Raw genomic sequence first — 9,513 nt, forward strand, 5'->3', positions numbered from 1 at the left:
GATCTTCATGGCAAGCCCGGCCTTGCAGACCTTGCCGGTCAAGATCTGGGGCAGCCTGCGCGCCGACCTCAGCCCGGTCGTCGCCGCCGCCTCCAGCCTGCTTGTCGGCCTGACCTTGTGCCTGATGATCGTGACCGCACTCCTTCGCAGGAAAATGTCAAGATGACCCGGCCATTCCTGTCCATACGCGCGGTGAGAAAGACGTTCGGCGCCTTCGTCGCCGTCCATGACGTCACCATCGATGTGCCCAAGGGGGAGTTCCTGACGTTCCTTGGCCCGTCGGGTTCCGGTAAGTCGACGACACTCTACGCCATCGCCGGTTTCCAGGATCCGAGCTCGGGCGATGTGCTCCTGGAGGACAGGTCGCTGCTTTCGGTGCCGTCGCACAAGCGCAACATCGGCATGGTCTTCCAGCGCTACACGCTATTTCCGCATCTGAGTGTCGCCGAGAATGTCGCCTTTCCGCTGCGCGTGCGCCGCCGACCGGATGGCGAGATCAAGCGCAAGGTCGCCGACATGCTGGCGCTGGTGCGCCTCGAAAACTTCGCCGACCGCCATCCGAGCGCGCTGTCGGGCGGCCAGCAGCAGCGCGTGGCGCTTGCCCGCGCGCTCGCCTACGACCCGCCGATCCTGCTGATGGACGAGCCGCTGTCGGCGCTCGACAAGAAGCTGCGCCAGGAAATCCAGGCCGAGATCCGCCGCATCCACCGCGAGACCGGCGTCACCATCCTCTATGTCACGCACGACCAGGAGGAGGCGCTGCATCTTTCGGATCGCATCGCTCTGTTCAGGGAAGGCCGCATCGAACAGATCGGTACTGGCGAGGATCTTTACCTCCGGCCGGCGAGCGAGTTCGTCGCCGGCTTCATCGGCAACTCGAATTTCCTGCCGGCTGAGCATTTGCAAACCGCAGATGGCGCATCGACGATCCGCCTGGCCGGCGGCTCGATCGTGACCGGCGTCAAGGCGACAACGTCGTTCGGCCAAGGCCAGAACGTCCGGCTGATGGTGCGCCCGGAAGCCTTCCGCTTGACGCCTACGCCGACAAGCGTGGCACTCGCCGTCGAGATCGTCGATACCGCCTTCTTCGGCGACCGACGGCGAGTAGTGGCACGCACGGCCGGCGGAGATGAGATCGACGTCAGGCCAACCTCTGACGCAGAGGTGGGCGATGGCACCGCCACATCAGGTCAGCGCATCTTTTTCGATCCCGCTTCGGCGTTCCTGTTCCCGGCCTGATGGCCGGGATTGCGCATGTCAAAGCGATTCCGTTGCGGAAAGAAAGTCCGCTTGTGAAAATGCGTGCTTAGAAGCTGTCAGTCCGCTTCAGGCCCCTTATCTGCCAAACAAAGTTGCTTACGGCTTAGCGAGAGGGTCAGACGCCTCTGGCTGGAAAGCTGTTCGGTTGCCATCGCACGCCTGCTGGTCTGCAGTCCGTTAACCACCCCGCCGACCAGTGTCCCTGGCCTGCGCGTTATGCATGCGGCACCTCTACCCCGAGCGCGTGCGGTGGCCGCTCTTGCTGCGATCGGCCGAGGCGTTTATGCAGGTGGAGGATCGACGCGAACAGCTGGACGTCGTGAGACGCCGCGACTGCATCGTCGCTCACCTCGCGCATTTGCTCAAGGACCAGGGCGCACGCGCGACCTCGGAGCTGAGCAGCGTCAACCTACATCTGGTCGAGGATGACATTGGCGTCTTGCATACCTGAATATAATCAGGTTACGGAACATTGTGTGCAAAAAACGCACAAGAAAGTTCTGCTTCTCTTCTTTTTTCGTTCCTACGAGGGAGCCGCCGGTAGCCCTTTCGGACGCTCTTCTGCCGACGATATTGACCGCCCCAATGCGAATGTTCGCCGGTGTATTCGTAAACCTCATTGTCCGCAGCGCCGTTCAGTCTGTGGGTTTCCTAGAAGCTTTTCGAATTTTCTGTCTTGCGGCTCCCGTCGAGATGCGGGCCCTCTGGAGGAGGTCGGGGTGTTTTGGATCCGCTGTGGTGCAACCTTGATCCAAGCATTTATGGGGGTTCGAGTCGGTAGAGGGCTACCGCCAATTCACCGCTGCTACCGAGTTCGTCTGTTGAATGTACTCGCAAGCAGGGACGACAGAATCACATCCTGTCCCCTGGCTGTGGCGGCCGGCTGATTTGAACTGTCATCAGAGGCCCGCAAAGTTCCCGTAAACCAGACATGCAAACGATAACACTTGAGGCCGCGGTTGCGCCAGGTTCGGCGAATCTTCCATGTGCCGCACGCCACCTTGGCTCCCGGCCTTCATTGTCGTACCCTCGCGTCGCAAAGTCAGCGTGTGCAGAGGAGGCGCGTTCGAATGCGGGTTCCAATTTGGCTCCTTTCGACCTTTGTGCTGTTGTTGGCAACATTTCCATCCGGGGTGCACGCTGCCGGCGACAATCCGAAGCTCACGCCACTCGTTGCGGAGATCATCGCTCCCCCGCATGTGATTCCAGGCTCGGACGGCAGGCGTCACATCGTCTACGAACTGGCAGTGACGAATATCACTGGCGGCGATGTCCGTTTCGAGAAGCTCAAGGTCGTCGATGCCGACAGCGGAGCACCGCTTGCAGAACTCGGCCCGGATGAATTGCGCACGCGCGTCACGCCGGGCGCAAGCCGCGGCAACGAAAACCGCGAGTTGGCCGCCTATCAGTTCGCCGTCCTCTTTCTGCATGTCGTGCTTGCGGACGGCGCGGCGGTTCCGGCTCGCATTACCCACGAGATCACGGCGTTTTTCGCGGTCATCGGCGCCGACATGACGGTGACGATTGGCGAGGGTGCCGTCGTTGCGAAGGCACCGGTGGCTCTTGGGCCGCCTTTGCGCGGCAAGGGTTATGTCGCGGCTGACGGCTGCTGCGATTCCATCCGCCATGTCCGCGCCCTGCTGTCGCTCGACGGCAAGTTCTACCTTGCCCAACGTTTCGCTATCGACTGGGAGCAAATCGACGACAACAACACGCTGGTCGTGGGCGACCTTAAGGTTCCTGCGAACTACCACATCTATGGCAAGCCTATCCTTGCCGTTGCCGACGGCACCGTGGTCGGGACGCGCGACGACTTGCAGGACCAAGTGCCCGGTGCGCTGCCCGCCAACTTGCCGATTGACGAGGCCGACGGAAACTTCGTCGTGCTCGACATCGGCTCGGGCTTGTTCGTCAACTACGCCCACATGCGGCCGGGGAGCATTAAGGTGAAGCTCGGAGACAAGGTGCAGCGCGGCGATCAGATTGGCGAAGTCGGCAATACCGGGAACAGTCAAGCGCCGCATTTGCACCTGCATGTCATGGACAGCGCTTCTCCGTTGGCCTCGGACGGCCTCCCCTACGTGTTCGACAGCTTTACCATCACCGCCGTCGGCGAGGCCACCGAGGATTTTGACATGGCGGAAGCGACCGGATCGCCGATGACGCTTACGCCGCGCGTCCCGCCCCAGAAACTGGAAGACGTGCTGCCGCTTGACCTGTCTGTTGTTGACTGGCCACAGTGATCGCCTTGTAAAAGGCAGTGGACAGTCCGCCCTGATTTCCGAAATGGTGAGCTCGAAGCCGATGACCGCCACCCGCACAATACCCTTACGTCTTTTCCTTGCCGCTGCCGTCCTTACCTGCGCAAGTCCTGCAAACGCCGATCGGCTGCTGGACGAATCGGTCGAATTCACCGGTACATTCGCTTTTGTGAGTTCAGGCGCGCCGGGCCTGGTGATCGCCGGCGTTCGCAACGGCGAGACGGCGTTTGCCGGTTTCGGCGAAACGGTCCGCGGATCCGGCATAGAGCCGAATGCCGACACAATGATGCGAGTGGCATCCATTTCGAAGGCATTTTGCGGAGACGCTCTCGCCAGTTTGTTGGTAAAAGGAGAGATCGGCCTGACGGACCCTGTTCAGACGCACCTGCCTGACGGTTTCGTGGTGCCGGAGAAGGATGGGCGGACCCTAAGGATCATCGACCTCGCGACACAGACATCCGGCCTGCCGCGCGAGATGGCCCAGGCAGGTGGAACACCCAACGATCCCTACGCCGGCCACACAAAGGAAGCGATGATCGCAGCCATGCACGGGGAGCCGTTTCTGTTTCCTCCCGGAACTGGCGCGCTCTATTCGAACCTGGGCTTCGACCTCCTGGGACTGGCGATCAGCGGAGCGGCTGGCAAGCCGTACGCTACCGTCTTGGAGGAGCGCGTGTTGCGGCCACGCGGCATGGTGGACACGGTCTTCAATCCGCGACCTAGTGACGAGGGCCGGCTGATGCAGGGCCACAATTTCGACGGCACGCCGCTTCCCTTCGTGCCGACACCGATGACGATGGAATGCGCCTCGGGGCTTTATACGACGCCCAACGATATGCTGAAGTGGATCGCCTGGCACTTGGCTCAAGGCGGCTCAGAGGACGATGCACGCCGCATTATCGACCACGCCAGCCTAGTCAGGAGGGATGGGCTCTCTCCGGCGCTGGGCCTCGACGACGGTGGCGCGCCGATGGATGCGATGGCACTCGGTTGGGTTGTGGTAGAGGCCGACGGCAACCGTCCGCTGGTGCTTCACAAATCCGGAGGGCGACAAGGCATGTTTACATATGTTGCCATCGCGCCGACGCGCGGCGTCGGCGTCTTCGCGGCGATCAACCAGTTCAACGCCGGGGGCTTTGAAGCAATGGTGCACGCAGTAAACGAACTGATCTATCAGCTCGCGCCCCGCTGACTGCGCTCTCGTCTCACAATCAGATTTCTCGTCGAGGACATTCCAATGACCGGTTCAGGCCACAGGCGCTTGCTCATCCTCTGCTTCACGGCAGCCTGCGTCCTTGCGGCTCCTCACGTCGCCGCCGCCAAAGATCGTCTGCTTGAGGAAGCCGTGGGATTTGCCGGCGGCATCGCCTTCCTGGGCTCGGGCGCTCCTGGCCTCGTGATCGCCGCGGTTCGCAACGGCGAGACGGCCTTCGCTGGCTTCGGCGAAATCCGCAAGGGCTCGGGGCAGGTGCCCGACGAACATACGCTGATGCGGATAGCCTCGATCTCCAAGACCTTCTGCGGCGATCTGATGGGCTCGATGATTGTGGATGGCGTCATCGGCGCGACCGATCCCCTTGCCAAACACCTCGGGAAGGACTGGACCGTGCCTGGGCGCGAAGGACGAACGCCGAGGCTCATCGATCTGGTGACGCAGGCATCCGGCCTGCCGCGCGAGGTACCGAACCAGACAGGCGGCACGCCGGACGACCCGTTCGCCGGCAATACCTTCGACCTCAGCCGCGCTGAGCTTGCGAAGCCAGAACCCTATCTTTTCCCTCCCGGCACGGGTGCCTTTTACTCGAACTGGGGTTACGATCTGCTCGGCCTCGCGCTGGCCAATGCCGGTGGCAAGTCCTATGGCGATCTGCTGGCCGAGCGGGTGCTCACGCCCCGCCAACTGACCGACACCAAGCTCAACCTGGCGGAAGGCGATGCGGCGCGGACCATGCAGGGCCATTTCTTCGACGGCACACCGTTGCCCCTCGTTCCTTCGCCGGAAACGATCGGATGCGCGGGCGGGCTCTACACCTCCGCCGCCGACATGATGAAGTTCATGGCCTGGCACCTTCGCAAGGATGCGGCCGGCGATGCGGAGCGTACCGTCGACCATGCGGGCTGGCTCTGGCGCGACGGTCTCTCGCCGGTAATCGGCATCGACGATGCGGGGCCGATGGGAATGATGACGCTTGGCTGGGTCGGAGTTCTGGCCGACAAGGACAAGCCCATGATGCTCAACAAGACCGGCGGATTGCAGGGGCAGTTCAGTTATGTGGTGTTGGCGCCAACGCGCGGTGTCGGTGTCTTCGCCTCGATCAATCAGTTCAGTGTCGGTGGGTTCAAGGCGATGGTCGCAGCAACGAATGATCTCGTCGCGCAACTTGCGCCAAGATAAGGGCAGTTCAGGCGGGAGCTACGCCACCTAATACGAGCTGATTAGCTGGAACAAAAAACGCGTGCCGGTATCAGTCAGACCTCGGTTATCTCTGAACGGTACCGCAACAAGCGCCCTTGCATTGAGGTGTTGCCCAAATGCAGCCTTTGCACCTATTCCGGCCGAGCCGAGTTCCGCCTCAATGTAATCCACGCCCGTATCGTGGTTCCAGACCGCACCGTAATCGACATAAGCAAACACGTTCAGATTTGGGGTCGGCAAAGCCTCCGGGAGTTCGATGTTGCGTCCCAATTCCAGCGAGGCCGCTATCCCGCTATCGCCTGAAGCGGCCGAGCCATCGAAAGCCAGGCCATAGGGATCGCCGCCGAGCACCAACTGGACCGACGATGGCACCGCCGTCGGCGCATATTGAGCAGCCACTCTGAGGTGGGCGACGGCCAGCGAAGCGATCTCCTTGGTAAGGTCGAGGTCGCCCCGAAAATACCTGTAGTCATCAGGAACGCCTGGACGCGGTGCAAGCGGATCGGTGCTGCTGCTCGCGCCAAAGCCGTCGAGGCCTTGGCCGAAAGTACCTGTCAGCGTGATGGCGCCGTTTTCCAACTCACCGGTATACTTAAGGGAGGCCGCCAGCCATCGGAGGTCCTCATCCGTCTGCGTTTCGCCGCCCAACGCCAGCGAGTTGTCCTTGAAGTTCAATTCAAGGCGGCTAAACAGGCTGTGGTCAATTGTCCGCAGCAGTGGGTAGTTGGCATACGCGCTGCCGAACCTAGAGGCTATGTCGACATCGAGAGGCTTGAGGTCGGCGCCCGGCTGGGAAGAGACATAACCGATGCTATAGCCTACATGCAGTCCGTCATACCCGATCGGGACATCGTGCGAAGCCAGCACGAACTTCAACTCCTCGGGACTGTCCGGAATGGTCACCAGGGTGATGTTCGCCACATCGAACAGCCTAAGCGCATCGTTGAAGGTGCCGGTGCCGGTCAGCTGAAATGGGCCGACGGCATTGCTGCCGAGATTGTCGACTATTGCGTTTGCGCCGGCCCGCTTGAAGCCAATGTCGAGTTTCAGATCACCGCCGGCGGAGGGCGTTTCGGGCCGAATGAAAGTGCCTTCGATGGTCAGGCCGCCAAGATCGCTCATCAGCAACAGCACGCGCTCGGCCTCCTTGATCCGGATTGGCCGCATGGCGACGATGCGATCGATGTAAGGTTTCAAACGCCGCTCAATATCAGGGATGGCGCTGTTGATGGTGACCCGGCGCACGTAGGATTCGTAGAGAACGATGACGACGTTGCCGGATGAAAAGTCCTGCTCGGGAACGACGGCCCACGAGAAATATCCGGCCTTCTGGTAGATCTCGTCGATCCGCTCGGCGATGGCGTAAAGGTCGGCGGCGCTTATCTTTTTGTTCCGCTGCGCGGCCCACGCTTGCTCCAGCGTAGCGCTGGGCACCGTCACCGCGCCTCGAACGGTTATCGACCTCAAGGTAAACATTGTTTTTTCGGCTTGTTCCGAGCTCGTTGCCTTGCGTGCATCCGGAACTGACAGGTCAATCGTGCCGGGCTTCCTCGGAGCGGAATAGCGTCGGATGATCTCGTTCTGATCCGAAACCACCGAATCGATCCGCTCGGGGATCGTCTGGCTAAGGCTCGGTCCGACCATGAAGGCACTGGTTGCAAGACTGATGGACACGCGACGTACTGCGTCGAACCAGTGGGACAGCGCCTTGCGAAGAGGCATCAATCAAACTCGCTGACATGTCGTGGCAGGGAAAATCAACGGTTATTCGAAACTTGGTTTAGCAAATTAGCAAATATGTCGGGGTCCGTCATCCCGCGATGCACACCCGTCAGTGCCCCAACAAAGCGCAGACCGCCTGAGCCTGAACCTCCCGCAAGCGGTCGAGCAACGCGCCAGCCGGCTCAGCGATGTTCAGCGTGGTGGTGACCGAGCGCGTCCCGTCGGCGGTTGATGCCGCCCACTGCGTGTAGCCCGGGAAACTGCCGGTGTGGCCATAAACGACACCGCACGGCGTGGTGTAGCGGAACAGTCCGAGACCGGCCTCGTTCGTCCCGGGTCCGGGCGGACTGGAATTGCCGGCCACGAACTTCATCTGTTCAATCTGCTCGGCAGCGCCGAAGAACTTCAGTCCGAGATCTGCCCGTATGAACATCGACAAATCATCAGGCGTCGACACGATCGCGCCCGACGCCCACGCACCGCTCGGGCTGACGAAGGTCGTGACATCTTTCGGCTCGGATCCGGGCGCGACGACATAGCCGTGGATGGCGGGCCCAGGCAGCGCGATGTCGCGCGTGGGGAAACTCGTCTGGGCGAGGGCGGCAGGACCAAACGCGATGTTCTTCAGCAGCGTCCCGTAGGGCATTCCTGTGACCGCCTCGGCGATCAGCCCGACGACGACGTTGTCCGTGTTGGAGTAGGTATACTGGGTGCCGGGCGTAAACTCGAGCGGGTCGTTGCGGACCCAGCCGATGATCTCAATGGGCTGCACGTAACCTTGAGGATTTGTCGCGACCTGCTCGGCCAAGCCCTTGGACTGCAAGTAGTCGGGCAGGCCGCTGGTGTGGTTCAGCATCTGGCGGACCGTGACGGCCGACCATGCCGCCGGCAGATCAGGCAGGTGCTGGCCGATGGTGTCGTCGAGGCCGAGCCGGCCCTTCTGGACGAGGTGCAGGGCAATGGCGCCGTTGAATGCTTTTGAGATGCTGGCGATGCGCATGTATTGGTCGACCCCCAGCGCCTCACCCGATATGACATCGGCGCGCCCCGCTGTGAGTACGGTCATGCGACCGTCGCGGTAGAGCGTGGCGATCGCCCCGGGAGGTCCATCCTCTGCATCGAGGAGCTCCTGTAGGCCGGCCTGGACCTTTGCATCGGCTGTTCTCAACTGAGCCGCGGTTAAGCCGGTCGAGCGTGCCGGGCCTTCGCTATCAGGATGTTTTACATAGAGATCCGGATTCATCTCTTCAGAAGACACGATGACTTCGTCATTGACGCCCGAGTCAATATAATCATCGGTAATTGAAAAGCCTGCCAGAAGCTGTTTGTCCGTGAGAGGATACCAGGAGCCGAGTTCGTGCGAGTAGGCGGCAATGGCCAGCATCGCGAGTTCACGATTGCTATACAGGTCGACTTCATAATCTTCGACCAATTTGCCATCCGAATATTTCTTATATCCATCAATGTAAGGATCGCGGGAATTGTCGCCTCTATACTTATCCACAATGTCGCCGACGGTGACCTTAGACTTGTTTCCGTGGAAATAGATCTTGCGGAGGAGAAAACCCCAAGCAGCTACCCCATACTCTGGGGTTTCATAAATGGCAGTTTGGTTGCCGTACCGGTCTGGCAGAGTGCAACCCACATATCCTCTCATGCTGTCTCGCTGCCATTTCGAGATGTTTATGGCGCCGGGATTGTTTGTTCGAAGGGCCCTCCGAGTAAGCGCATTTGAGGAACTATAGTCAGCGTCCGGCAGGCTGCTAAAGAAATTGCCGATCCCGACCAGACTTCTGAAGTTGAATTCAGTAGCTTCAGGATATTTCGCATCGTCGCGAAATGGCGGGGCTAGAC

Annotated in this window: 7 protein-coding genes and 1 pseudogene; 6 read left to right on the plus strand and 2 right to left on the minus strand. The window is 60.8% G+C overall.

All coding sequences use genetic code 11. The annotated features are described in order from the left end of the window. The 6 genes and pseudogenes from EN949_RS36765 to ampH (EN949_RS28650) form a co-directional block, all read left to right on the plus strand. Nucleotides 1-166, plus strand: a pseudogene (locus EN949_RS36765) (ABC transporter permease); the annotation flags it as partial. After that, nucleotides 163-1,239 (plus strand): ABC transporter ATP-binding protein, encoded by a 1,077-nt coding sequence (locus tag EN949_RS28630; protein WP_127371855.1) that lies wholly within the window; start codon nucleotides 163-165, stop codon nucleotides 1,237-1,239. The pseudogene EN949_RS36765 and the gene EN949_RS28630, both read left to right, overlap by 4 nt. Before the next feature lie 241 nt (nucleotides 1,240-1,480). Continuing rightward, the gene (locus EN949_RS28635; protein ID WP_164766225.1) at nucleotides 1,481-1,711 is read left to right on the plus strand and encodes a hypothetical protein; all 231 of its coding nucleotides are present in this window, start codon (nucleotides 1,481-1,483) and stop codon (nucleotides 1,709-1,711) included. 619 nt (nucleotides 1,712-2,330) lie between these two features. After that, nucleotides 2,331-3,503, plus strand: coding sequence for a M23 family metallopeptidase (locus EN949_RS28640; protein WP_127371856.1), 1,173 nt, complete (start codon nucleotides 2,331-2,333; stop codon nucleotides 3,501-3,503). A gap of 61 nt (nucleotides 3,504-3,564) precedes the next feature. Beyond that, nucleotides 3,565-4,713 (plus strand): D-alanyl-D-alanine-carboxypeptidase/endopeptidase AmpH, encoded by a 1,149-nt coding sequence (gene ampH, locus EN949_RS28645; RefSeq protein ID WP_127371200.1) that lies wholly within the window; start codon nucleotides 3,565-3,567, stop codon nucleotides 4,711-4,713. Between the two features lie 45 nt (nucleotides 4,714-4,758). Further along, nucleotides 4,759-5,916 (plus strand): D-alanyl-D-alanine-carboxypeptidase/endopeptidase AmpH, encoded by a 1,158-nt coding sequence (gene ampH / locus EN949_RS28650; RefSeq protein ID WP_127371199.1) that lies wholly within the window; start codon nucleotides 4,759-4,761, stop codon nucleotides 5,914-5,916. A 27-nt stretch (nucleotides 5,917-5,943) separates the two neighbouring features. On the opposite strand, the gene EN949_RS28655 is transcribed toward ampH (EN949_RS28650), so the two are convergent. Together EN949_RS28655 and EN949_RS28660 are read right to left on the minus strand one after the other, a co-directional pair. Next, a complete protein-coding gene (locus EN949_RS28655) occupies nucleotides 5,944-7,659 on the minus strand; it encodes a ShlB/FhaC/HecB family hemolysin secretion/activation protein (protein WP_127367440.1) in 1,716 nt (571 codons plus the stop codon). 109 nt (nucleotides 7,660-7,768) lie between these two features. After that, a partial coding sequence (locus EN949_RS28660; RefSeq protein ID WP_164782566.1) for a serine hydrolase domain-containing protein occupies nucleotides 7,769-9,513 on the minus strand: 1,745 nt, incomplete at its 5' end.

The sequence above is a fragment of the Mesorhizobium sp. M7A.F.Ca.US.007.01.2.1 genome, assembly GCF_003998165.1.
In the GTDB taxonomy this organism is placed as follows: Bacteria; Pseudomonadota; Alphaproteobacteria; order Rhizobiales; family Rhizobiaceae; genus Mesorhizobium; species Mesorhizobium ciceri.

Excerpts from the sequence above, each read along its gene's own strand:
- EN949_RS28655 (WP_127367440.1), bottom strand. The coding sequence starts at position 7,659 with ATGCCTCTTCGCAAGGCGCTGTCCCACTGGTTCGACGCAGTACGTCGC.
- ampH (WP_127371200.1), top strand. The coding sequence starts at position 3,565 with ATGACCGCCACCCGCACAATACCCTTACGTCTTTTCCTTGCCGCTGCC.
- EN949_RS28640 (WP_127371856.1), top strand. The coding sequence starts at position 2,331 with ATGCGGGTTCCAATTTGGCTCCTTTCGACCTTTGTGCTGTTGTTGGCA.
- EN949_RS28630 (WP_127371855.1), top strand. The coding sequence starts at position 163 with ATGACCCGGCCATTCCTGTCCATACGCGCGGTGAGAAAGACGTTCGGC.
- EN949_RS28635 (WP_164766225.1), top strand. The coding sequence starts at position 1,481 with ATGCGGCACCTCTACCCCGAGCGCGTGCGGTGGCCGCTCTTGCTGCGA.
- ampH (WP_127371199.1), top strand. The coding sequence starts at position 4,759 with ATGACCGGTTCAGGCCACAGGCGCTTGCTCATCCTCTGCTTCACGGCA.